Origin of the sequence: Granulicella aggregans (assembly GCF_025685565.1) — a bacterium.
GTDB lineage: Bacteria > Acidobacteriota > Terriglobia > Terriglobales > Acidobacteriaceae > Edaphobacter > Edaphobacter aggregans_B.
Window position 1 is genome coordinate 310,025 of sequence record NZ_JAGSYE010000002.1, and the last position, 24,232, is coordinate 334,256.

Annotated in this window: 20 protein-coding genes and 1 pseudogene; 15 read left to right on the forward strand and 6 right to left on the reverse strand. The window is 61.3% G+C overall.

Annotated features, from left to right (window positions below; all coding sequences use genetic code 11):
• Nucleotides 1-4: 4 nt before the first annotated feature.
• From OHL18_RS10800 to OHL18_RS10850, 11 genes and pseudogenes are all read left to right on the forward strand, one after another.
• On the forward strand, nt 5-1,711 hold the full coding sequence (locus tag OHL18_RS10800; protein ID WP_263374867.1) for a CocE/NonD family hydrolase: 1,707 nt from the start codon (nt 5-7) through the stop codon (nt 1,709-1,711).
• 106 nt (nt 1,712-1,817) lie between these two features.
• The gene (locus OHL18_RS10805) at nt 1,818-2,609 is read left to right on the forward strand and encodes an ABC transporter ATP-binding protein (RefSeq protein WP_263374868.1); all 792 of its coding nucleotides are present in this window, start codon (nt 1,818-1,820) and stop codon (nt 2,607-2,609) included.
• On the forward strand, nt 2,606-3,394 hold the full coding sequence (locus OHL18_RS10810; RefSeq protein ID WP_263374869.1) for an ABC transporter permease: 789 nt from the start codon (nt 2,606-2,608) through the stop codon (nt 3,392-3,394). Before OHL18_RS10805 ends, OHL18_RS10810 begins: the two co-directional genes overlap by 4 nt.
• Before the next feature lie 276 nt (nt 3,395-3,670).
• Nucleotides 3,671-4,489, forward strand: a complete 819-nt coding sequence (locus OHL18_RS10815) for a DUF3891 family protein (protein ID WP_263374870.1) — start codon at nt 3,671-3,673, stop codon at nt 4,487-4,489.
• A gap of 64 nt (nt 4,490-4,553) precedes the next feature.
• On the forward strand, nt 4,554-5,423 hold the full coding sequence (locus OHL18_RS10820; RefSeq protein WP_263374871.1) for a beta/alpha barrel domain-containing protein: 870 nt from the start codon (nt 4,554-4,556) through the stop codon (nt 5,421-5,423).
• A gap of 115 nt (nt 5,424-5,538) precedes the next feature.
• Nucleotides 5,539-5,964, forward strand: a complete 426-nt coding sequence (locus tag OHL18_RS10825; RefSeq protein WP_263374872.1) for an acyl-CoA thioesterase — start codon at nt 5,539-5,541, stop codon at nt 5,962-5,964.
• Nucleotides 5,965-5,994: 30 nt separating this feature from the next.
• Entirely contained in the window at nt 5,995-6,738 is a 744-nt protein-coding gene (locus OHL18_RS10830; RefSeq protein WP_263374873.1) for an SDR family oxidoreductase, read from the forward strand.
• A gap of 1,203 nt (nt 6,739-7,941) precedes the next feature.
• Nucleotides 7,942-8,286 (forward strand): annotated as a pseudogene (locus OHL18_RS23440) (methyl-accepting chemotaxis protein); the annotation flags it as partial.
• A gap of 549 nt (nt 8,287-8,835) precedes the next feature.
• On the forward strand, nt 8,836-9,042 hold the full coding sequence (locus OHL18_RS10840) for a hypothetical protein (RefSeq protein ID WP_263374875.1): 207 nt from the start codon (nt 8,836-8,838) through the stop codon (nt 9,040-9,042).
• A 201-nt stretch (nt 9,043-9,243) separates the two neighbouring features.
• Nucleotides 9,244-10,644 (forward strand): bifunctional UDP-N-acetylglucosamine diphosphorylase/glucosamine-1-phosphate N-acetyltransferase GlmU, encoded by a 1,401-nt coding sequence (glmU, locus tag OHL18_RS10845; RefSeq protein ID WP_263375742.1) that lies wholly within the window; start codon nt 9,244-9,246, stop codon nt 10,642-10,644.
• Between the two features lie 127 nt (nt 10,645-10,771).
• Nucleotides 10,772-11,068, forward strand: coding sequence for a 4a-hydroxytetrahydrobiopterin dehydratase (locus OHL18_RS10850; RefSeq protein WP_263374876.1), 297 nt, complete (start codon nt 10,772-10,774; stop codon nt 11,066-11,068).
• Nucleotides 11,069-11,272: 204 nt separating this feature from the next.
• Here OHL18_RS10850 and OHL18_RS10855 read toward each other — a convergent pair whose 3' ends face one another.
• Entirely contained in the window at nt 11,273-12,325 is a 1,053-nt protein-coding gene (locus OHL18_RS10855) for a M20/M25/M40 family metallo-hydrolase (protein WP_263374877.1), read from the reverse strand.
• Between the two features lie 156 nt (nt 12,326-12,481).
• Between OHL18_RS10855 and OHL18_RS10860 the strand changes: the two genes are divergently transcribed.
• Complete coding sequence (locus OHL18_RS10860; RefSeq protein WP_263374878.1) at nt 12,482-13,168, forward strand: alpha/beta hydrolase; 687 nt, start codon at nt 12,482-12,484, stop codon at nt 13,166-13,168.
• Nucleotides 13,169-13,314: 146 nt separating this feature from the next.
• Here the strand turns inward: OHL18_RS10860 and OHL18_RS10865 are convergent, their stop codons facing one another.
• Nucleotides 13,315-14,244, reverse strand: a complete 930-nt coding sequence (locus tag OHL18_RS10865; protein WP_263374879.1) for an alpha/beta fold hydrolase — start codon at nt 14,242-14,244, stop codon at nt 13,315-13,317.
• 304 nt (nt 14,245-14,548) lie between these two features.
• On the opposite strand from OHL18_RS10865, the gene OHL18_RS10870 reads away from it, so the two are divergent.
• From OHL18_RS10870 to OHL18_RS10880, 3 genes are all read left to right on the forward strand, one after another.
• Complete coding sequence (locus tag OHL18_RS10870) at nt 14,549-17,575, forward strand: ATP-binding protein (protein WP_263374880.1); 3,027 nt, start codon at nt 14,549-14,551, stop codon at nt 17,573-17,575.
• On the forward strand, nt 17,572-18,009 hold the full coding sequence (locus OHL18_RS10875) for a hypothetical protein (protein WP_263374881.1): 438 nt from the start codon (nt 17,572-17,574) through the stop codon (nt 18,007-18,009). The genes OHL18_RS10870 and OHL18_RS10875 overlap by 4 nt, the downstream gene beginning before the upstream one ends.
• Nucleotides 18,010-18,090: 81 nt before the next feature.
• Nucleotides 18,091-19,518: a sigma-54-dependent transcriptional regulator gene (locus OHL18_RS10880; RefSeq protein ID WP_263374882.1), complete on the forward strand. Its 1,428-nt coding sequence runs from the start codon at nt 18,091-18,093 to the stop codon at nt 19,516-19,518.
• Nucleotides 19,519-19,545: 27 nt separating this feature from the next.
• Here the strand turns inward: OHL18_RS10880 and OHL18_RS10885 are convergent, their stop codons facing one another.
• From OHL18_RS10885 to hpnA, 4 genes are all read right to left on the reverse strand, one after another.
• Nucleotides 19,546-21,225, reverse strand: coding sequence for a sensor domain-containing phosphodiesterase (locus OHL18_RS10885; protein WP_263374883.1), 1,680 nt, complete (start codon nt 21,223-21,225; stop codon nt 19,546-19,548).
• A gap of 227 nt (nt 21,226-21,452) precedes the next feature.
• The gene (locus OHL18_RS10890) at nt 21,453-22,565 is read right to left on the reverse strand and encodes a zinc-dependent dehydrogenase (protein ID WP_263374884.1); all 1,113 of its coding nucleotides are present in this window, start codon (nt 22,563-22,565) and stop codon (nt 21,453-21,455) included.
• Nucleotides 22,544-23,224, reverse strand: a complete 681-nt coding sequence (locus OHL18_RS10895; protein WP_263374885.1) for a phosphorylase family protein — start codon at nt 23,222-23,224, stop codon at nt 22,544-22,546. Before OHL18_RS10895 ends, OHL18_RS10890 begins: the two co-directional genes overlap by 22 nt.
• The gene (gene hpnA, locus OHL18_RS10900) at nt 23,221-24,231 is read right to left on the reverse strand and encodes a hopanoid-associated sugar epimerase (RefSeq protein ID WP_263374886.1); all 1,011 of its coding nucleotides are present in this window, start codon (nt 24,229-24,231) and stop codon (nt 23,221-23,223) included. Before hpnA ends, OHL18_RS10895 begins: the two co-directional genes overlap by 4 nt.
• Between the last annotated feature and the right edge of the window lies 1 nt (nt 24,232).

The following is a 24,232-nucleotide window of genomic DNA, read 5'->3' on the forward strand; positions in this document are numbered from 1 at the left end:
CCACATGACCGAGCCAACGAAAATAATCAACATGGGCAACGGCGTAACCCTCCGCCGCTCCATCCCCTGCCGCATGTCCGACGGCGTCACCCTCCTCTCCGACCACTACGCTCCCGCCGACGCATCCACCCCGCTCCCGACGATCCTCATGCGCCAGCCCTACGGTCGAGACATCGCCTCCACCGTCGTCTACGCGCACCCGGCATGGTTCGCCCGCCGCGGCTACAACGTCGTCATCCAGGACGTCCGCGGACGCGGCGACTCCGGCGGGCACTTCTATCCCTTCCTCCACGAAAAACAGGACGGTGCCGAGACCATCGCGTGGCTCCGCACCTTGCCCGAGTCCAACGGCAAGGTCGGCATGTATGGCTTCTCCTACCAGGGCATGACGCAGCTTCTAGCCGCCGCCGCCCAGCCCGAAGGCCTGCTCTGCATCTCCCCAGCTATGGCAGCGACCGACCTCTACCACGGCTGGTTCTACAACAACGGCGCGCTCCGCCTCGCCTCGTCTGTGGGCTGGGGCCTCCAGATGCTCAAGGAGGACGCCCGCCGTCTGAACCTCCGCGAAGCCAGCGAGCGCCTCGAACGCGCCTGGGCCAATCTTCCCGCGCAGTTCCTGGAAACCCCATACGCCGCCCATCCCGCGATCAAGGCCAACGCCCTCAGCAAGTACGTCGTCGATTGGATCGAGCACAACGCTCCCGGCGATTTCTGGTCGCGCATGGACCTCAGCACCTCGCTCGAACAGATCACCATCCCCGCCCTCCACGTCTCCGGCTGGTACGACACCTACCTCAACGGCACCATCGCCGGCTTCAGATCTCTAACTGAAAACGCCGGCACCGCCCACGCCCGCGACAACCAATACCTGCTGGCCGGCCCGTGGGTCCACATCCCTTGGGGCAACCGCATCGGCACACAGAACTTCGGCCCCGAGGCGCTGCTCGACACCGACGACTTGTTGCTGCGGTGGTTCAATCACTGGCTCAAAGACTCCGGCGAGTTTGCCGCCGAGCCGAAGATCAAGCACTTCGCCCTGAACCAAAACAAGTGGCACCCCGCCGCCACCTGGCCCACCGAGTCCTCACTGGACCTCTACCTTCACAGCGAAGGCCGCGCCAACTCCAGCAAGGGCAACGGCAGTCTCCGCGCCGAAGCGCCCACGAACGAAGAAGCGTCCGACATCCTATCCGTAGACCCCGAAGTTCCCGTCATCGCCCCCGGCGGCATCGCCTCAGCCAGCGGCTGCTTCAACCAGGCCGCCGCGCAGCAGGGCAACAACGTCCTCGTCTACACCTCAGATCCATTCGATAAAGCACTCCACATCTTCGGTACTCCCAGCATCACCCTCCACGCCAGTACCTCCGCCCCGCACGCCGATCTCGTCGCCAAGCTAACCTGCGTCCGCCCCAACGGCGACGCCGACTTCATCTGCATCGGCATCGCCCGCAGCAGTTTTCTCTTCGAGCACTACACCCCCGACACCCCGCACATCTGGCGCTTCGACCTCGAACCCACATCCTGGGTCTTCCAACCCGGCGAGCGCCTCCGCCTCGAAGTATCTGGCAACAGCTATCCGCTCTACGACCGCAACCCCCACACCGCCGTCAAACCGTCTCACGCAGACTCATGGAACTGGAAACGCTCCACCCACATCCTCCACCACACCATCGAACTCGCATCGGCGCTTCACCTGCCCGTCGTGGGTTGAGTTACGCTAAGAGCAAAATCATTCCAAAAGAATCGTCATCTCGACCGGAGCCAAGCGCAGTGGAGAGACCCCCGCATTTGTCTTGGTCCTTAGGCGGCACTGCACCATGACCAACGAAACCATCACCGTCCCCGCCATCGCCATCGACCGAGCCACCAAGAGCTACGGCACCGGCACGACCATCCTCAAGGACATCTCCCTCAACGTCGCAAGAAAAGAGTTCGTCAGCATCATCGGCCCCTCCGGCTGCGGCAAGTCGACGCTGCTGAAGCTCGTCGCCGGTCTCAGCCCCATCACCTCCGGCACCATCGCCGTCGACGGCATGACACCTACCAACGCCCGGGAGATTGTCTCCTTCATCTTTCAGGAAGCGACTCTTCTCCCCTGGCGCACCGTTCGCCAGAACATCGTCCTCGGCCTTGAACTCGAAGGCATGGCCCGCGAACGCCGCACAGAAAAAGTCAACGAAGTCCTCCAGCTCGTCGGCCTCGCTCACGTCGCCGACTCCTACCCTCGCCAGCTCTCAGGCGGCATGAAGATGCGCGTCTCGATAGCTCGGGCGTTAGCAACACGCCCGCAAGTGTTACTTCTCGACGAACCCTTCGCAGCGCTCGACGAGATGACCCGCGACCGCATCAACGAAGACCTCCTTCGTCTCCGCGCCGAGCAAGGGTGGACCTCGCTCTTTGTAACTCATTCGGTTGCAGAAGCCGTCTTCCTCTCCACCCGCATCCTCGTCCTCGCCCCGCACCCCGGCCGCGTCGCACATGATATCGCCATAGACCTGCCCTTCCCGCGAAACGAAGAGACCCGTTCCACCCCTGCCTACGAGCAAGCCGTTGTAGAAGTCTCCCGCGCGCTTCGCAGCGTCAGCGTCGGAGGTAACACAAACCTATGAAGATCTTTCGCAATGTGGCGCAGACGCTCGGCATCCTCGCCGCAATCCTGCTCTTTTGGCAGTGCATCGTCTGGCTCTTCAATCTCAAGCCCTACATCTTTCCTGCGCCGCTCGACGTCCTCAAAGCCATCGAAGCGCGCTATCCAGAGCTGCTAGCCTCTTTGAGCCTTTCAGCATCCGCCGCAGCAGCCGGGCTTTTCGCTGCGCTCATTGCAGGCATCGCCATCGCGCTCGTCTTCGCGCAGTCACCATGGGTGCGGAAGATGTTCTACCCCTACACCATCCTGCTGCAGACCGTGCCCATCGTCGCCGTCGCTCCGCTCATCATCATGTGGATCGGCCCCGGCCTCTTTGCAGTCACGCTGATCACCTTCATCATTTGTCTCGCGCCCATCATCGCCAACACGACGCTCGGCCTCATCAGCATCGACCGCAACCTCGTCGACCTCTTCCTCATGCACAACGCCACCCCGGCCCAGGTGCTCTTCAAACTCCGCATGCCCCACGCCCTGCCTTCGATCTTCACCGGCATTCGCATCTCTTCCGGCATAGCCGTCATCGGCGCACTCACCGGCGAGCTCTTCGCCGGCTCCGCGCGCGTCGGCCAGGGCGGTCTCGGCTACGCGATCCAGTACGCCAGCGCCCAAACTGAGACGCCCTACCTCTTCGCCCTTGTCCTCGCTGCATCCGCCCTTGGCTTCGCCTTCTTCTTCATCGTCATGGGCCTCGAGTGGTACTTCCTCCACCAATGGCACGAGTCCGCCCGCTCCACCGAACTCGAATAACCCCACCTTGATTGTCATTTTTCGTCATTGCAGGGCCTTTGTTTGTCATTCCCGAAGGGAATCTGCTGTTGCCGCTGCTCTTGGTGTCGCCGTTGCCGTTGCCTCTAGGTAGGCCAAGGCATTAGCCTTGGCATCACAACATCGCCACGATGAGGGGCTCTGGCGCCGGAGGTATGCGACCATTACGCTCCATCCGTCTTGCTTAAGGGCACGGCTTCAGCCGTGCCACAACCATCCTCCTGCAACGCGGCTTTAGCCGCTGAGGACATATCTCCGATGCTTCGCCTCGAAACCCCCACCGGCTACTGGCTAGTCACCCACCCCGATCACGCACACCTCGCCGGCGCCATCGCCACCCACTGGGGCAACGATCTCTTCACCTCACCCGAGCCCCGCACCAACGTCCTCCTCGGCGTCCACTCCCACGACGACGGTTGGGCACTCCGCGACATCTCTCCCTCGATCACAAGACAAGGCAAGCCCTCCGCCTTCTCCGTCGAACTCGTCGGCAAGTACTCCGCCTTCGAAGAGATTGACCTGCAGGACTACCTCAACGTCCGCGAGCGCGCCGTAGCCGAAGTCGCGGTCCAGGACGCCTACGCCGCTCTACTCGTCTCCAAGCACACCTACAATCTCCTCACCGCCCGGGCCGACCGCTCCACCATCGCGCCCGATCTATTGCCCTTGCTCGACAACTTCCTGGAACGCCAGCGCACGCTCCAATCCGACCTCCTCACCACCATCCGCGCCGACTCGTCATTCACGTCAGAAGACACCTCCGACGCCACCATCGAAGACCACTTCCGCCTCCTGCAAGCCTGCGACAACATGTCCCTCCTCACATGCGTCGACTTCGCTGCCCCCGCAACCCTCCTGCATCCTCTGTCCACCATCGACGGCCATCAGGAGATCACAGTCACCCCACTCGGCAACCGTACCTTCCGCCTGACACCTTACCCACTCGACCAGGAAAAGATCACCATCGACTTCCCAGCCCGTCACGTCACCGGAAAGACCTTCGCCTCTTCAAGCGACCTGGCCACCCTCTTCCAAGCCGCTCCCATCGATACGCTCACCGTGACTCTCTCTGCCTGAGCGCATCTTTCGCGTACTCTAAAAGATGGGCCGCCGCACAGGCCCATCTAAGGAGCCACCAAGAGTGTCCGCAGTAAAGATCATCGAATCCCCGCGACTCGCCTGGCAGCATCTTCCCAAGTCCATGCCCGCCGAGATCAAGGCTGACTACCTCCGCACCCTCATCGCCGCCGGCTTCAAGTACATCGACGCCGTCAGCTTCGTCGGTCGTGCGCTCGTCCCACAGATGGCCGACGCCGAACTCGTCCTCGAGTACCTCGACCCGCCCGACGACGTCGAGATCACCGGCCTCGTATGGGATACCAAGGGGGCAGAGCGCGCCATCAAGTCCGGCTCCATCCAGACCTTAGCCTTCCCTTACTCGCTCTCTCCCGCCTTCCTGCAGCGCGAACAAGACCACTCTCTCGAAGACGCGCTTGAGCTGCTCGAAGAGGTCGGCACACTCGCCTACAAAGCTGGCATCGACCTCGTCGCCCACGTCTCCATGGCCTTTGGCAACCCGCTCGGCGATGACTGGAGCATCGAGGAAGCCGTCAACGCCGTCGACCTCCTTGTCGAAGGCGGCGTCACCCAGATCACTCTCGACGACACCGCTGGCCTCGCGACACCCAGGCTCATCAGCGACCTTTTCTCTGACGTCTCCGCCGTCCACGACGAGGTCGACATCGGCCTACACCTCCGCGCCCTGCCCCAGGACGCCGCCATCCGCATCCGCGCCGCCTACGAAGCTGGTTGCCGCCGCTTCAACACCCTCCTCGGCGGCTTCGACTCGACGGTAGCTCTCGGCAATACGCTTGCCCCGACCATCCCCACCGAACTCGCCCTTACCGAACTCCGCAGCCTTGGCGCAGAACTCGACGACATGCGCCCGGTCGAGTCCATCGTCCACGCCGCCTCCGAGATCGCCCGCAAGTACGGAGCCCGCGTCCAATGAGCATCCCATTACGTTGAGTTCATCATCCCCACTCGAAGATCCGTCATCTCGACCGGAGCGAAGCGTAGTGGAGAGACCCCCGCATTTCACACTCACTGAAGAGGTAAAGCATCCCTTGGAAGTCACCCCACAACCCAGCGAAACCCGCGTCCGCGTCCGCTATGCCGAAACCGACCAGATGGGCGTGGTCTACCACGCCAACTATCTCATCTGGTTCGAGGTCGGTCGCGTCGAACTCATGCGCCAACTCGGCCTCAACTATCGAGACATGGAACGCCAAGAAGGCTGCGGCATCGCCGTCGTCGAAGCCAACGCCCGCTACCGCTCCCCCGCTCGCTACGACGATGAGCTCATCGTTCGCACTCGCCTCACCGCAATGCGTGGCCCGGTCATCAAGTTCGGGTATAGCATTGTCCGCGCGTCCGATGAGACGCTCCTGTGCGAAGGCCACACCGTCCACGTCGTCGTTGACGGCACCATGAAAAAATGTGCCCTTCCACAGAGATATGCGGAACGTTTGGCCGCCTGCCTCATCCCATAAGGCGAGTCACAAGCAACGGAGGAACCACCCATGAGCACCACGAAGAAGATCGCCCTCGTCACCGGCGGCAATAAAGGCCTCGGCCTTGAAACCAGCCGCCAGCTCGCCGCCGAAGGCGTCACCGTTCTCCTCGGAGCCCGCGACCTCGCCAAGGGCGAAGCCTCCGCCGCCCCGCTGAAGGCCGAAGGCCTCCATGTCCGCGCCGTTAAGATCGACGTCGATGACCGTGCCGACCACACCGCGATCGCTGCCTTTATCGAGAAGGAGTTCGGCGTGCTCGACATCCTCGTTAACAACGCCGGCATCATGGTCGATGGCGGCGCGCTCGGCACCAACACCACGCTTACCGTCTCCGAAGAGAACACCCGCAAGACATTCGACACCAACTTCTTCGCCGTCGTAGCTCTCACCGATGCCCTGCTCCCTCTGCTCCGAAAGAGCGAAGCCGGCCGCATCGTGAACCTCTCCAGCATCCTCGGCTCGCTCACACTGCACGCCACCAAGGGATCGCCCATCTACGAGGCAAAGACCTTCGCCTATGACACCTCCAAGGTCGCGTTGAACTCTTACACCATCCACCTCGCGCACGCGCTCAAGGACACCAAGATCAAGGTCAACTCCGCCCACCCCGGCTGGGTCAAGACCGATATGGGAACCGACGCCGCTCCGATGAACGTAGTCGACGGCTCAAAGACCTCAGTGTGGCTTGCCACCCTTCCCGAAGACGGCCCCACCGGCGGCTTCTTTCACATGCACGACACCCTGCCCTGGTAACTCGATCTTTGCGCGTTCGTAGCGACAGCCGCCGCGATGAACGCGTCGAACGAAGTCCGCTGGATACGCCTTGCTTAAGAGCACGGCTTCAGTCGTGCCGCAGACTAATCGTCGACAGTGCGGCTTTAGCCGCTGAGGTACGCCTTTCTCTCTAAAAACCATTCTGACAACCGGTCTTCAGCGAACTCCGCTGAAGGCCGTTCCGCATGCGCTCACGAAACCCTCCAGCACCGCCGATAACCCCACTGGAGACGCGCGTCGCAGACAGCCATGTCCATCGCCAAACTATTCTTTGGAAGAATGACCATCGGCAGGAAGCTCTTTCTTAGCTTCGGCGCTGTCATGGCCATTACTTTGCTCATCGCCCTCGGCGCTCTCGTCAACAACGCCGCCCTCAGCGCCACAGTCGAGCGCGTCGTCTACTCCACGGCAGTCAAGCAAGCCGTGGCCGACGAGATCGATATCAAAGTGACAAATCTGATCGCCATTGAACGCGGCATGTACCTGCACACCCTCCTGAAGGACCGTGCCTCCGCAGACGACTTCAATCGCGCCTACCTCGCGGAGGCCGACAAGCTCACCCTCCTATCCCAGCGCCTCGAACCTCTCCTCACCACGCCTGAAGACACCCAGGTCTCCGCGCAGATCAGCTCCGGCGTCCTTCAACTTCGCCATCTCCACGAACAGGCGTACACCCAGATCAGCCAGCCCTCCGCCATCGCGCCTCTCAGCCTCTACACGGGGCAGTTCGCTCCCCTTGCCGCACGAACCAAATCGCTCGCCGACGATCTCCTTGATCGCCAGACGCGCCTCACCCCGCAGGAGTCCCTCTTTGCACGCGCGGAAGAGTCCAAGGCCCGCTGGCTTACCTGGGCCATGCTCTTCCTCTTCTGCGTCGCCGGCATCGTCCTCACCTTCATCGTCGCCGACATTAACCGCAGCCTCCGCCACACCGCCACCGACCTTAGCCGCGGTGCCGCCCAGATCGCAGCCGCCGCCATCCAGGTCTCCTCGTCCAGCCTCTCGCTCGCCGAAGGTGCATCCGAGCAGGCCGCCTCCATTGAAGAGACCTCGGTCGCCGCCGAGCAGATCAGTGCCATGGCCCGCAGCAACACCGACAACGCCCAGGCCACCGCTGGCGTCGTCGCCGAAAGCCAGAACCACATCGCCGAAGGCAACCGCTCGCTCTCCCAGATGCTCTCCGCCATGGAAGGCATCGCCACCTCCAGCGTCCAGATCTCAAAGATCATCAAGGTCATCGACCAGATCGCCTTCCAGACCAACATCCTCGCCCTTAACGCCGCCGTCGAAGCCGCACGCGCCGGAGAAGCAGGCATGGGCTTCGCCGTCGTCGCCGATGAGGTCCGCAACCTCGCCCAGCGCAGCGCCCAGGCCGCCAAGGACACAGCTACCCTCATCGAGGACTCCATCGCTCGCTCCCTCGCCGGCAAAGCCAGCGTCGACGAGGTCGCAGAGGCCATCCGCTCCATCACCACGCAGTCATCCCGCGTCAAAATCCTCGTCGATGAGATCCACACCGGCAGCCGCGATCAGTCCCGCGGCATCGACCAGGTCAGCCGCGCTGTCCTTCAGATGGAACACGTGACCCAGGCCACTGCCTCCAACGCCGAGCAAAGCGCCGCTGCAGCCAATCAGCTCAAGTCCCAGTCCCAGACCATGCGGGAGATCGCCAGTGCCCTCGGCGCGATGGTGGGCGGCATCGAGAAGGAGTATCCCGAACCCTCTGGCGGACCAGCACCATCGAACCGCGCCGCGACTTCTTACGCGACGGTCACTCCAATCGACAAGCTGCACTCCGCCGCTCGAACTCCCGATCGTAGACGACGCGACACTCCCGGCTCTTCATCCACACGGCGCTTCACCGATCGACGTTCCTTTTCGCCGCCCTCGCGTGATGAAGACGAAGACTTCCACCCATTCTGAACAGGTCGCCTGAATCAAAGTTTGCGACTCATTTAGTCGTAATTTACGCGGCAATTTGTAACGTGTATCTTCACTCCGCAGACAACCGTGTAGCTCCGCGGAGAGTCACAATGCTTGAAAAGAACTAAGTGCAAGACAAAAAGGAGGTTTCAGATGCAGGCAATTCACGAAGGACAATGCGGTGCATGTGGTCACTTCGGCGAACATCATAAGAGCGATGTGCTCGTAACGATCCTCTCCACCAAGAAGGCCGATGAGTCTTTCCTGGAAGATTGCGGCCTTCCTAAGAACGCAGCGATCCACCTGAAGGTCTCCCCCATCAGCGGATGCGACGGCTTCGTCCCAGCCGCTTCCGCATAAGACGATCTTCCTTGCTTGAGTCGCAGTCGAAACGGCGGAGCCCATCGGCTCCGCCGTTGCACGTTCACCGAGCCTCGTCATCCTTCGGCCTTCTCGCTCCAGTCACACATCCACGCTCCATCCTCTCGTATCATCGAGAGGACAGGAGACACCTTGCCACTCGAAACCCAAGCCCCGAATCAAGACCTCGCAATCGTCATCATGGCGGCCGGCAAAGGCACCCGCCTCAAGAGCAAGCGCCCTAAAGTCCTCCATGAAATCGGCGGACGCTCTTTGCTTCTCCACGTCATCGCCGCCGCAAAGTCCCTCGTCCCCGCCGACCGCATCTACTGCGTCATCGGCCACGAAGCTGACATGGTCCGTCACGCCGTCGCCCACGCCGGCGTCCACTTCGTCCTGCAGGCTGAGCAGCGCGGCACCGGCCACGCTCTCCAGACCGCAAAGGCCCACTTCGCCGCAACCGGCGATCCCCTCCCGCAGAACCTGATCGTCCTCTCCGGCGACGCTCCCCTTATCCGTCCGGAGACCCTCCACTCCCTCGTTAGCTTCCACACCGAGCAGCACGCCGCGATGACCATCCTCACCGCCGTCCCGCCTGACCCCACCGGCTACGGCCGCGTCATCCGCGCCACCCCGAATGTTCCCGACGTAACCGCCATCGTCGAGCAGAAGTCTCTATCCCCCGAACAGAAGAACGCGCCCGAGATCAACTCCGGCATCTACTGCTTCAACACCGCAGCTCTCTTCTCGAAGCTCGATCTCCTCTCCACCAGCAACGCCCACGGCGAGTATTACCTCACCGACGTCGCCGCCCTCCTCGTCGCCGACAACCAACGCGTCGTCGCCATACAGGCCGACTCCGTCGACGAAGTCCTCGGTGCCAATACCATCGCCGAGATGATGCACCTAGACGCCGCCATGCGCCTCGCTACAGCGAGCCGTCTCATGGCCGAAGGCGTCACCATCTTTCGCCCTGAAACCTGCGTCATCGACGCCGAAGTCCAGGTCGCCCCCGACACGATCATCGAACCCTACGTCCAGATCCTCGGCGCGACCCGCATCGGCGCAGACTGCCGCATCCGCTCCTACTCCGTTATCCACTCGTCGGAACTAGGGGAAGGCGTACTCGTTCGCAACGGCTGCATCCTCGACGGCGCAACCATCGGCGACGGTGCCGTCCTCGGCCCTTACGCGAACCTCCGTCCCGAGAGTCACATTGGTGCCGCCGCCCACGTCGGCAACTTCTGCGAGACCAAGAAGATCACCCTCGGGGCAGGATCAAAGGCCAACCACCTCACCTACCTCGGCGACGCCGTCATCGGCACCGGCGTCAACATCGGGGCCGGCGTCATCACCTGCAACTACGACGGCGTCCACAAGCACACCACCATCATTGGCGACCACTCCTTCATCGGCTCAGACTCTACTCTGGTCGCCCCGATCATCGTCGGCGAAGGTGCCTACGTAGCCGCCGGCAGCTGTATCACCGAAGAAGTTCCCAACGACGCCCTTGCCTTCGGTCGGGCCCGGCAGGTCACCAAATCCGGCTGGGCCGCCACCCGCCGCGAAACCATCCGCGCAAAGCAAGCACCCGAGTCATAGAAGGCCCGCCAACTCAATCGTCATCTCGACCGTAGTCCGCGCCTTTTGCGGACGCAGTGGAGAGACCCCCGCATTTCTTTCGCGTGCGCCTCTGCCCATCCGCATCGAACAATCCGAGGAACTCATCATGCCAAAACTCACCCAAACCGAAATCACAGCCGCCCTGCAAACCCTACCCGGCTGGCAACTCTCCGAAGAAAAACTCATTCACGACTACAACTTCCCCGACTTCGCCGCCGCCATGGCCTTCGTCAACCAGGTCGCCACCCTCGCCGAGTCCGCCAACCACCACCCCGACATTGACATTCGCTACAACAAAGTCCGCCTCGCCCTTGTCTCCCACGACTCCGGCGGCATCACCAGACGCGACATCAAGTTTGCAACCTCCATGAACGAAGCCTTTCCGCCACAACGTGAGGGTTAAGGAGTGAGGACTCCCGGTGTTCTGGGAGTCCTTCTAACTGGGGGGAGTTTTTTTGCGGATAGGGGAAGCCGGAGTTGTGGGAACTGCTAACCTCGACTGTTTGGTTGCTACATTCAATCAGACGCGACCTTCGAGCAAAAGTTGCACCCGCTCCGAAAAATAAATTGTTTTCTGCATTTTTATACAGAAAACCGTATTACTGCCTCAAGCCTGCAACTCCCGACCCTCAACAAGGCTCGTCGCGAGATCGTAATAGAGCTCTACGCAGTCCAGCAGCTCCTTCTTCGCGATCCGTTCGTCCGGCGTATGCGCCACATGAATCGATCCCGGCCCCAGCAGGAACGGCTCGCCCCACGCCGTAAGCGCCGGAATGTCGGTTGCAAACTTCGCCACCATCGTCGGCAACGTCCCCACCCGGCGCATCCGCACAAACGGCAGCTCCAGCGTAAACCTCACATCCGCCCGGTCGCCGACTGTCTTCACGATCAGCGCCTTAGTCTCCTCGGACGGCCCCACCAGGCGGATCAGAATATGCGCCTCCGCCTTGTCTGCGATCACATTCGGTGCCCGTCCGCCCTCGATCAGCCCGATATTTAACGTTGAAGGCCCAATCTCCGGTTCGACCGGCAACGGCATCGCAAGAATGTCGTTCAACGCGGCCACCAACTTGTCGATCGCCGACTCCCCCAGCTCCGGGTAAGCCGAGTGCGCCATCCTGCCCTTCGCCCGCAACTCCACCCGCAGCGCGCCCTTCGAAGCCAGCGCCAGCCGGTTATCCGTCGGCTCACCGTTGATCAGAAACCGCGATCCCTTCGGCGACAGGTTCGCAATCTTCGCCCCCGCCGAATCCCGCTCTTCGCCGACTACAAACAGCAGCCCAACCTTGACTCCTGCCTCCCGCAACCGGTCCGCCGCCGCGATCTGAGCCGCGATAATCCCCTTGGCATCGCAGGTCCCGCGTCCATACAGAAACTCGTCGTCCTCGCTCGATCCAAAGAATGGCGGAACGGTGTCCATGTGCGTCGACAGCACCACATCCGGAGTCACTCCCGGCAACGCTGCATACACGTTGAACCGTTCCCCATCCCCAGCTCCCGGAGTCGCCGCGCGGTCAGGCTGCGGAACCGCCATCCGCTCGACCGCGTACTTCTCGCCTTCAAGAAACTCGTGCAGGAATGCCCCTGCCAGCCCTTCGTGGAAGGTAGTCGAATGAATGTCGACAAGCTGCTTCGTCAGTTGAATCGCATCGATAGCCATGTGAACTTCAGAATACCCGACGACCCGCAACCCTTGTCACCACGCCCCGATAAAGCAGCCGAGCAACCCATAAGTCCGGGTACCCATCAAGTCCGGGTGCCCCTATCTGGCAGTCTCATCGCCAGATAGGGGATCCACGCCAGTAAACTATCAAGGATGCCACCCTCCACAACCTCGCACGTCCGCGCCATCGAAGACCTTTACGGCCCCGCCGGTCGCCTCGAAGCCGTCCTGAACACCGGCAGCGACGACGCCCCCTACACCGCGCTCGTCTGCCATCCCCACCCGCCCAGCGGAGGCACCCTTCATAACAAGGTCGTCTACAACGCGATGAAGGTCTTCTCCTCCTTCGGCCTTCCCGTCCTCCGCTTCAACTTCCGCGGAGCGGGCCTAAGCGAAGGCGTCTACGACGACGGCCACGGCGAGCAGAACGACGTCCGTGCCGCCCTCGAGTGGCTAGAACTCAACTTCCGCAAGCCCATCCTTTTCGCCGGTTTCTCCTTCGGAGCCAACATCGGTCTCCGCGCCTGTTGCGGCGACATTCGCGTGAAAGGCACCATAGGCCTCGGCCTTCCCATCAACGCCGAGGGCCGCGAGTACACCTACAGCTTCCTTCCCCGTTTGATCGAACCAAAGCTCTTCGTCATCGGCGATCACGACCCCTTCGCCCTCCGCGAGCAGATCGAGCAAGTCCTTCAAAAGTCCCCGCCACCCAGCGAAACCGTCTGGATCGAAGGCGCAGACCACTTCTTCCAGGGCATACCGGAGTCACCAAGTCCGAAACTGGACGCGATGAAGCGAGCCATGCAAACCTGGCTCACCAAGACCTACAATCTAAGCTAAACAAAATGCCTTGCTGCTAAACAATTCGCATTGCCGAAGGGCACGGCTTCAGCCCTGCCATAAGCCGACCGCCTAAGAAAACCGGCTTTAGTCGCTGAACTACGCTTCAGCCCGAGCCACAACCAAACGTCCCCTGAGACGCGAGTCTAAGCCCCGACCAGCCACTCCACCATGGCCTGGTTACAAGCGTCCGGCATCTCCGCAAACGGAAGATGTCCCGCCCCTGGGATCACCACCAGCTTCGAGTTCGGCATCATCGCCCGCAACCGCTCGCCCGAAGGCAGCGTCACCGCCCGGTCCATATCGCCCCAGATGAACAGCGCAGGTTTGGCCGCCAGATGGATCAACTCCGAACGCAGCGCCCGCATGTCCTCATACCATCCACCAACGATCCCTAGGACATGGTCGATCGTCCCCGGAATCCTTAGGCCATCCGTATACGTCTCAAGCGTCCCCTCAACTACCCGCGTCGGATCACCGTACATTCTCGCCAGCGCCGTTGCATGGAGCATCCTCGGCAACTGTGGCAGTCGCCGCGCGAACCATTGACCCGTCCGGGTGTTGTAGAAACGGATCAGATGCCGCCCCGCATCACAGAATGGATTCGCCGGGGCGAAAAGGATCAGCTTCCGTACCCGGTCCGGATGCCGCGCCGCAAGCATCATCGCGATCGCCCCGCCGTGCGAGTGCGCCGCAATATCCGCGGATTCAAGCCCTAGCGCCTCCATCAGGGCAACAATACGATCTGCCGTAGCCTCGAGGCTCGCATCCAGCCCCGGGACCCGCTCCGACTCGCCCATATTGAACAGATCAACCGCATACACGCTCGCGTAACGCGAGAGGAACCCGATATTTTGCCGCCAGTTACTTCCCGACCCGACCAGCCCATGTAGAAGCAGCAAAGGCCGACCCGCACCTGCGAAATGGTAATGCACCCGAGCGCCATTCACCTCAACATGGTGGTCTTCCACCAACGGGGATGCGGACATTCCCAGCTTCGCTTCACCCTCGCGCTGCCGCCCTTCACTCGTGGGCAAAGTCAGATTTACGTCCATCATGTTGCCCAAGCTCGCCAAAACAGTTCCGCCTCTACCCGTTGCAATCTCAAAGCTAAATGTTACAGCAATGTGAATCGTTCGCAGCAAAAATTACTCTCACTTCCGCATTACGTCCCATCACTTTTGGATGCAGTTCAGACAAAATTGGAACCCTCCCTTGGCGCGGAACGTATTTCGTTGAAACAGCTTGCAAGCCGTCTCTGCAATAACGGAATAGCTTATGATTAGTCATACTGAAGAAGCACTGTAATTGAGGCATATCTCCTTCCAGCAACTACACGCGCCGAATGGCACTTAAGTTGCTACTTCCCTTGGAACCGCTATGCAGCAGGCCACCCGCACCCGCGCTCTCGTCATCGCACTCGCCCTCGCGACGATGGCTGCCTGCTTGCTCGCCGGTTTCAACCTCTCCCAGGAAGCCAGCTTCGACATCCCCACCGACGGCATTCGCTGGCTCGAAGCCACTGGCGGCCTTCGCGCTGACCGCGTCCCCATCGACTCCCCCGGCTACCGTGCCGGCGTTCGCACCGGCGACGTCCTCCAGGCTGTAAACGATCACCCCACCCCCCGCCTGGCACCCTTTGAACGCGAGATCTATCGCAACGGCATCTGGTCGCACTCCACTTACTCGATCCTGCGCCCCGTCCATCACGCCGATACGCCGGACACCGCCGCCAAGCTCGAGATCCAGGTCATCGTTGAACCCACCGATCGCAGCATCAACCTCGGCCTCCGTCTCATCGCCTTGGTCTATCTCTGTATCGGCCTCTACGTCCTCTTCCGCCGCTGGACTGCGCCCAAGTCCCTCCACTTCTTCGTCTTCTGTCTCGCGTCCTTCGTCCTCTACGCCTTCCGCTACACCGGCGCGCTTGATCTGCTCGACTCCATCGTCTTCTGGGGCAACGCAGTCGCACTTGCTGTCCAACCCGCCCTGTTCCTCCACTTTGCCTTCGACTTCTCTGGCTCAGACGACCAGAACGACCGCTTCCGCATACGCCGCCGCGCCATCGGAGCCCTGCTTTACATCCCCGGCGCAGCCCTCGTCGTCCTCCAGGTCTACGCCCAGCAGTACTGGTCCGCGACCGGCGAGCTGCTCAACCGCCTCAACCAGCTCTTCGTGGGATACCAGGGCCTCTACTACGTCATCGCTGCTGCGGTCTTCGTCTTGCGCTACGTCAATGCCCGTTCACCTCTCGAACGCCAGCAGCTCAAGTGGCTCACCCGCGGCACGCTCGTCGCCTTTGCTCCCTACACGCTGCTCAACGTCCTCCCCCTGATCTTCGACTTCCAGGTTCCCGGCCTTCTGCTCAAGCTCAGCGCCGCCTGCCTCGTCATCCTTCCGCTGACCTTCAGCTGGGCCATCATCCGCTACCGCCTGATGGACGTTGACCTTATCTTCAAGCGCGGCGTCACCTACACCATCGCCACCGCCGCGCTGGTTGGCCTTTACTTCGGGGTGGTCGCCATCGTCTCGGAGACGGTTCGCAGCCGCGTGCCCAGCCTCGGCGTCTGGGGCCTGATGGCCGCCGTCATCGCCACCGGCCTCATCTTTGATCCGCTCAAGCGCGCCGTCCAGTCGCGCGTGGACCGCATCTTCGACCGAAAGCGCTTCGACTACCGCGAGACCCTCGTCGACTTCGGCCGCAGCCTCAACTCCCAGACCGACCTTAACGCCCTGGTCGGCTCCATCGTCGAGCGCCTCCCTCAGACCCTGCTCGTGACCCGCGTCGCCGTCTTTCTCGCCACAGACGACACCACCCACTCGGTAAAGAAGCGCTTCGAACTGACCGCCTCGCACGGCCTCACCACGCTCACTCCCTCCGATCCCGCAGCTTCCCGCGAGCAGCAGGTAAAAGCCCTCCGCGCCCTCGATCTCGGCTTCCTCGACTTCGACCGCCGCGACGCCAACAACCATCTCTTCCTCGAAAACCCGCAGCAGGCCCTCACGCTTCCCGAATCCCAACAACAGGCCGCCCAGCGCCTTGACCTCAACTACTACCTCCCCTGCCGCGTCGCCAACCGGGAAGGCTTCGGCACCCGCACCGTCGCGGTCATCGGCCTCGGACGCACCAACGACGGCGACTTCCTCTCCTCCGAAGACATGGAGGTCCTCGAATCCCTCGCCGGTTACATTGGCATCGCCATCCAGAACGCCCAGCTCTACCGCAGCCTCCAGCAGAAGGCCTCCGAGTTCGAGCGCCTCACCGAGTTCCACGAGAACATCGTCGAGTCCATCAACATCGGCATCTTCGCCGTCGACCTCGACGACCGCATCACCAGCTGGAACGCGCAGATGGAGTCCCTCTACGGCCGCCCGCGCTCGGAAGCCCTGCTCCAGCCCCTCGACGCCATCTTCCCGCCCGAGTTCCTCGCCCGCTACAACAGCGTCCGCGCCCTCGGCGAGAACGGCGGCGAAGCCGGTTATATCAGCGAAGCAGATCAAGGCACCCACACCCTCTATAAGTTCCCCATCTCGCTGCCGACCGGCGAAACCCGCACCGCCAACATCGCCATTGCTCCACTCGTCACCCGCAGCTTCCGCACTGTAGGCCGCATCGTCCTCGTCGACGACATCACCGACCGCATCGAGCTCGAAACCCAGCTCACTCAGTCGGAGAAGCTCTCCTCGATTGGCCTCCTGGCCGCCGGCGTAGCACACGAGGTCAACACCCCACTCGCCGTCATCTCCAGCTACACCCAGATGCTCACGAAGCAACTCCGCGATGACACCCGCCTCGCCCCAGTTCTAGAAAAGATCACTCAGCAGACCTTCCGCGCCTCGGAGATCGTCAACGGCCTGCTCAACTTCTCGCGCACCAGCGGAGCCGAGTTCACCGCCATCGACCTGAACGCGCTCGTCCACGACACCCTCGTCCTGCTCGAGCACCAGCTCAAGACCGCTCAGGTCCGCGTCGAAACCAACCTCTCGCCATCGCTCCCAGCTATGAACGGCAATCAGGGCAAGCTCCAGCAGGTCGTCCTGAACCTGATGCTCAACGCTCGCGATGCCATGCACGGAACCGCCGCCGCAACGCTGCATATCTCGACGGAGATGCAGAACGGCCGCATCCTCCTCCGCATCAAGGACACGGGAGCAGGCATCGAGCGCGAGCACCTCCACCGGATCTTCGATCCCTTCTTCACCACCAAGGTCAAGCCCCAACCCGGCCAACACAAAGGCACCGGCCTCGGCCTCGCGGTCACCTACGGCATCATGCAGGAGCATGGCGGCAAGATCTCCGTCGACTCCGAGGTCGGCGTAGGCACCACCTTCACCCTTGACTTCCCCGCTCCCATCGCGGCACCCATTGCGTCTCAGCCGCAGGTAGCAACTGCGAGCTATTCATGAGCGACCGTCCTCTTAGATCGACGCCATCGCAATGCGCTTGCATCCTTGAGACAGTCTTCGCCAGCATCGCCTTCGGCGTATATGCATTCGTCGTTTGGCTCGCGGGATCATTCAACTTCTCCACCGATGCTCCGTTCAAATGGAAGATCGCCTTTCAGTTCGGATCTCTCTTCTTCCTTCCCGTGGCCACCGTGGTCGCGGCGGTCGTGCTTCTCTGGCTAAGGAATAGATGGGGCTTTTACCTTACCTTCATTGCCAACGCAGCCGGCGCGTATCTAGTCTGCTTGTGGTTTGCGAACGACCTAAAGGCGCGGCTAAGGGGCCCCAACCACCTGCCTCTTGTCACCGAGTTGGGCCTCGCAAGCCTTATCGCGATCATCATTGCTCCCATCGTTCTTCTCGTTCTGCCAACAAGCCGTCGTGATTTCCTTTAACATCGCTCAATCGTCTTGAACATAGACCGTTCTTTTCGGGCCCACAGCTAGCTTTATCGAATACCCAGGTACCCAAAAATAATGTCCAGCACCACGCTCGAAGCTCCCGTAAAACCCGCAGCCATCACCGACGCCCGCATCCTCATGATCGATGACGAAGCGGCCATCCGCGAGTCCATCGAGACCCTCCTCACCCTCGAAGGCTTCACCATCTCGCTTGCTCCCGATGGCCCCACCGGCCTCGATCTCCTCGCCCGCAACGAGTACGATCTCCTCCTCCTCGACCTCGCCCTTCCCGGCGAGTCCGGCATCGACCTACTGCCCCGCATCAAGGAGCTCCGCCCGCAGCTTCCGGTCATCATGATCACCGCCTACGGCACCGTAGGCAACGTCGTGGACGCCATCCGCGCCGGCGCCGAAAACTTCGTCCAGAAGCCGTGGGACAACGAGAAGCTCCTTGCCGACATCCGCTCCGCCATCGGCCGCCACAAGGCCGAAGAAGAAGTCATCCAGCTCAAGCGCACACTCAAGCAGCGCTACAACTTCGACAACATCGTGGGCAAGAGCGACCTCATGCTCCGCCTCTTCGACACCGTCGCGCAGGTCGCCCCGAGCCGGTCTACGATCCTGATACAAGGAGAAAGCGGTACCGGCAAGGAGCTCATTGCCAAGGCCATCCACGCCAACTCCCCGCGCCGCGACAAACCCTTCGTCCCCGTCAACACCGGCGCCGTCCCCTCCGAACTCTTAGAATCCACCCTCTTCGGCCACGTCAAAGGAGCCTTCACCTCCGCCGTCGCCTCCAAAAAAGGCCTCTTCGAAGTCGCCAACGGCGGAACCCTCTTCCTCGACGAGATCGGCACCATGGGCATGGACATGCAGGCCAAGATCCTGCGCGTCCTGCAGGACCGCCGCTTCATGCACCTTGGTGGAACCCACGAGATCCAGGTCGACGTCCGCATCGTCGCCGCCACCAACGTCAATCTCCAGCAAGCCGTGCGCGATGGGCGTTTCAGAGAAGACCTGTTTTATCGTCTCAATGTCATCACGCTCGAACTCCCGCCTCTACGCCAGCGCCGCGAAGACATTCCTCTGCTCGCCGCCCACTTCCTCAAGTTCTACGCCGAAGAGAACGGCACCACCGAGCGCGTACTCTCCCCCGACGCCCTCCGCATCCTCATGGACTACGAGTGGCCCGGCAACGTCCGCGAGCTTGAAAACGCAATGGAACGCGGCGTCGTCCTCTCCACCGACCGCACCATTACCACGGAGCTCTTACCCGCCCAGCTCACGGGCAACACTTACTCCGCCAGCATCCTGGACCACCGCCCCGACGCCAGCCTCTTCGACCTGATGGAAGAGATCGAACGCCGCATCATCGCCGATCGCCTCGAACGTTGCCACTGGAACCAGACCGAAGCCGCCGAGTTCTTCAAGATCCCCCTAAGCACCCTCAACCAGAAGATCAAGCGCCTCAACGTAGAGATCCGCAAGCGCCCTCGGGACTAACCTTACCCCATACTTTGTCACTGGCTATTACGAATCCGAAACTGAGTCCTGCAAGATCTCAGCCAGAAGCATCCCTTTCGAAAGAGCTTCGTGATCTTCGCGGTTGTGGCTCTCGATCTCGTTGAGAGATCTCTGTTCCTGCGTCTTCCGGTCATGAATGTCTTCCACGCTGCCATACCAACGCGTAATGGCACCGCTCGGCCCGAAGCGAGGCGATCCTGTGGACCGCATCCATCGCCACGTCCCTTCCGGGCCGAGGATGCGGTACTCCACATCGATCGGCTTGCCTGTCCGCAGCGCATGCTTCATCGTCTTGATCGTCGCTTCCAAGTCATCGTTGTGCAGCGCCTCCAGCCAACGCAGATTGCGCGTCCGGTCTTTGCCCAAAGGCGTCGTCCGCACCCACCGTGAACTCACCTGCAAGTTGTTGCCTTCGGAATCCATCACCCAAGGCGTCTCGGGATTCACCTCGAAGACGAACTCATGCATCGCGGTACTGTGAAAGGCTGCCTCGTCAGCGGCCCGGTGAGCGGTGACATCCAGCAATGAGATGGAAATTCCGATCACCTCATCCGCCTCGTCCCAGGCTGGCTGATAGGACGCTAGAAGTTCACGATCTGCGGCGTCACCGTTCAACCCAGGGCGATGAATGTTGACCCCCGAGATCGCCTCGCCCTCCAGAGCGCGAAGAAGATACGGCTCAAAGACCGGGAACCACTTCGGATACATCTCCTCAAGCGAACGTCCCAGGTGGTCCTTCACGGGAAAGCCATTCATCTCTGCCAGCCGTTGATTGAGACTGACGTAGCGAAGTTTGCTGTCTAAGAAGCAAAGCCCCACAGGAGCTCCGTCGTAGATGGCCTGCAACTGTGCCAATCGCAGCGTAGGAAGCGCCTCCAGACTGGAAGTGGCCCAGTCCTCTCCCGGCGTGGTCAGTGAGGTGAGCGCCCCGATGGGTTCAGCCTCGATCAGGCCCGCTATTTTGTCCGCTCCTCCGGGACGTCCATAGCGCCATCCCTGACCCTGCGAGCAGCCAAGCCAGATCAGCATGTCCGCCTGCTCCTCGGTCTCGATACCCTCAGCAACCGTATCCAGTCCCAGGCTTTGCCCAAGACCGATGATCGCCGCCACAATCTTTCGGCTCGCGCGGTCGGTCGTGACCGAGGCCACAAAACTCTGGTCGATCTTCAACTCATCAAACGGGAACGACTGCAGATGCTGCAGACTGGAGTATCCCGTTCCAAAGTCATCCAGGGCGAGTCGACATCCCATGGCCTTGAGCTCACCCGCAATCTTCTGGGCATGGAGAAGATCGTTATGCAAAGCCGTCTCAGTGATCTCGATCATCAGTCGAGAGAGCGAAAACCCCGCGGCCTCCGCACTTTCGCGAAGTTGTAGCGGAAGTTGAGAGTTGCGCATCTGGATCGGTGAAACGTTGACAGCCAATGTCAGCTCTTCTGACAGAAGATGCGACGCTCCGAACGCCTTCCGGCATATCTGCTCGGTGAGAGTCCCGATCAGCTCGTTCTCCTCTGCCAGCGCGATGAAGTTGCTGGGCAGAACCGGACCGAACTCGGGATGCAGCCATCGGGCCAGAACCTCGAACCCCTTCAACCGTCCCGTGCGGAGTTCGACCAAAGGCTGAAAGAAAGGTACGAGCTGATCGTTCTCCAAGGCTTCAGTAAGGTCGTGCAACTGAATGAACATGGATCCCTCGGTATAACGCTGGATATTCCAGATGTTCGTGAAGCTACAGGTCGCTAGCCCCTATGTATATGGCCCGGATGGGTAGGCTTCAATTGTAGCCTTCAATCGCTCGCTGTCCGCGAGGCGTAGACAGGAGCCCCATCCATCGCCGGGTGCCCCATCCATCGCGCCTCTGTCTTACGCGATGGGTGGGAATGTAAGACTTCCACAGGGCAGCCTTTACAGCCCTAAGGCTGCACCACAACCTTCAGCGAATCTGCCACCGGATGCGAAGCCACATCCACCGCCTTCACCGCATCCTCCAGCGAAAACCGGTGCGTGATCAGCTTCGTCAGATCGAAGCTCCCGTCCCGATACCCTTCAAACACCAGCTCCGCCACAGCATCGTTCACCGTCAGCGACGAGCTATACGACCCCATCAGCGTCTTCTCATCCATACACACCGTGCCAGGGTCGAACGTCGCCGCACTATGCTGCGTCGCCGCAAACAGCATGACTCTGCCGCCCGGCCGAATCGCTTCCATCGCGACCTTGATCAACGCATCCCCAGCAACCGCCAGCAGAGCCACATCCGCTCCCCGCCCCTCGGTCGCCGCCTTCACTGCCGCCACCACATCGCCCCGAGCATCCAGCGGATGCGTCAGCCCAAACCCCGCAGCGACCGCATGACGCTCCGTATAAAGATCGCTCGTCAACACCGTAGCTCCGGTCCGCTTCGCCAGTGCGGCCAGCAGAATCCCAATCGGCCCCTGCCCAATCACCAGCACCGTCTCATCCGGCTTCAACCCAAGAGTCCGGATCGCCTTGTAGCACGTGTTCACCGGCTCAATAAACGCAGCTTGCTCGAACGGCACGTCATCGGGAATCTTCACCACGCCACGCTCGACGATCCAGTCCATCACCCGGATGTACTCGGCGAACCCCCCGCCCGAAGGCGCAAACCCCGCAGTGCATCCCACATTCTTGTAGAACTCGCACTGCGCAAACGTCTCCTTGCGACAGTAGTAGCAGTCGCCGCAAGGGATATGGTGATACGCCATCACGCGATCCCCCAGCGCGAACTTCGTCACCCCATCGCCAACCTTCACAACAGTCCCAGCCATCTCGTGCCCAAAGATCCTCGGAGCACTATGCGACCCCGCATGAATCTTCTTCAGGTCTGTCCCACACACACCGCAGGTATCGATCCGCACCAACAACTCGCCCGGCCCAATCTCCGGCACCGGCACCGTCTCAATGCGAACATCGTCCACCCCGCGATACACTGCCGCACGCATCTCTGCTGGCACATTCTCGGCCTTCGCAATCAATGGGAGACCTAATTCCTTTTCCGATACCATTCCAATTCTCCATGCAAGACGTCAGTAAGCGACACTAAAGCTTTACCACTATTACCAGCAAGAGCGATCAGCTTTTTCCAGAGATACGGCCTTATCGCCGCGTACATTCCGAACGCTGCCTCGCGAAACTGACCATCCCTCGTCGCAAACCTCGACAGCCCTTCGATCTCAAAGTCAGCCTCGTCGGAGATCACCTTGATGGCCTGGAAATACAGGCCATGCCCGAGCGCGATCCGCGCCACCGTCGCGGCCTCCATATCCACCGCGACTGCTCCATACGACTCCAACAGGCGTCGCTTCTCCGCCACGCTCGCAATCGCCATACTCGTCACCAACACCTGCCGAAACTGAGAGTTCGCATAACGCTCGCCCGTTCCGCTATCGATCACCTCACCTGCCCGAACGATATCGCCCACACGAAGCGCCGGATCACATGCCCCCGCCAGTCCCACCGAGAGAAGTGCCGTCACCGGTCCCGCCTTCAACGCCGCCTCGACCGCAAGCGCAACCCGCGTCGAACCCATCCCCGCGCAAGCCGCAACCGCGCTCCCGTTTGTATAGACAAAGACCTTACCCGGCAGTTCGCGCCGCTCCCACCCGCGAACAAGTCTCTCAAGCTCACGAGGCAGCGCCGCGATGATCGCGGGAAACTCGTTCACTTCGCTGCGCTCTCAGGCTTCGGGGCATACCCATGCTCCGTAAACCACTCAATCGCGGCCCGCAGCGCCGCATACACCGGCAGCACCTTGAACCCAAGCTCCCGCTCCGCCTTCGCCGACGACGCGAACATCATCTTCTTCCCCATCCGTACCGCCTCAACCGTAGCCCGAGGCTCCTTGCCCAGCAGCTTCCCGGTAAAGTTCTCATCGAAGAACGCGAACGCCATCGCCACCGCGTGAGGGACCTTCATCGTCGGCGAAGGCAATCCCGTAATCGCAGACATTCGATCGAGGATCTGCTTCAGGGTCAGGTTCTCCCCACCCAGAATGTACCGCTCACCCGGCGTCCCCTTGTCCAGCGCCACCAGGTGCATCCGAGCCACCTCGTTCACATCCACCAGGTTCAACCCCGTGTCCACATAAGCCGGAAAGTTCTTATTCAAAAAGTCGACGACGATCCGACCCGTAGGCGTGGGTTTTGCATCCCCCGCACCAATTGGCGTAGTCGGATTCAAAATCATGACCTCCTGCCCCGCGCGAGCAGCCTTGATCGCCTCCAGCTCCCCGAGAAACTTCGACCGCTTGTAGTGCCCAATCATGTCCTCGATCGACACCGGCGAGTCCTCATTGACGATCGTCCCATCCTTCCGGAACCCCATCGTCGCCACGCTCGACGTATACACCACGCGCCTCACGCCGCTCTCACTCGCAATCCGCAGCAACTCCCGCGTCCCATCGACATTCGCCGCATACATGCTCTTAGGATCGCGCACCCAAAGCCGGTAGTCTGCCGCAACATGCACTACAGCCTCGCAGCCCGAGATAGCCGAACGCAATCCCTCGGGCTCACGCAGGTCGCCGACAACAACGTCTGCAGCCATGCCCTCAATTGAAGCGAGATTGCTGGAAGACCGAGTCAGCAGCCGCAGCTCCGCACCCGCGTCCGCATACACCCGCGCCACGTGGCTCCCCACAAACCCCGTCGCACCTGTAAGAAAGACTTTCATT